Source organism: Treponema endosymbiont of Eucomonympha sp., from assembly GCF_001028545.1.
Window position 1 is genome coordinate 1 of the sequence record NZ_BBPW01000626.1, and the last position, 454, is coordinate 454.

Annotated in this window: 1 protein-coding gene; it reads right to left on the bottom strand. The window is 51.8% G+C overall.

Translation table 11 applies throughout. The features are described from left to right. Nucleotides 1–244: 244 nt before the first annotated feature. Nucleotides 245–454 (bottom strand): hypothetical protein (locus tag AWU74_RS14355; RefSeq protein ID WP_238580277.1); only part of this gene is annotated, 210 nt, incomplete at its 5' end.

Sequence of the window (454 nt, forward strand, 5' to 3'; positions counted from 1 at the left end):
CACCATCTCCTGTGTAAGTTTCTGCCATACCATTGCATCGGTATCGTCAAATAGGTCTCTTGCCTCCCCGTTCGTTCTTGCGATGGCCAAGGGATTCTTGCGATTTCTCGGGATCGTCGTTTCGCTCATTGGTCACCGGTAAATGCGATCGCGACATGACATGCAGCGATCCGTGGCTGACGGCAATCGTCCTTCATTCCGGCACTTCCCATTCATTGCGAGAGACACCGATCAACGTGGAGCATTACAATTCTGTAGTAATAAATGCTGCAGACGAGGTGGGCAACATCACCGCGGCCCGACTCACAATCTGAACGATTCCGGAAACTTTCGTTCCAGGATATGGTTCCATGTCGGGAACAATAAGCGCGCTTAAATTTTGTTCGCGCAAAATATGAGAATTGTCCGACGGCCTCCGGGCCAAAAGTACTTTCCCGCACGCTTGCTCGGCGCC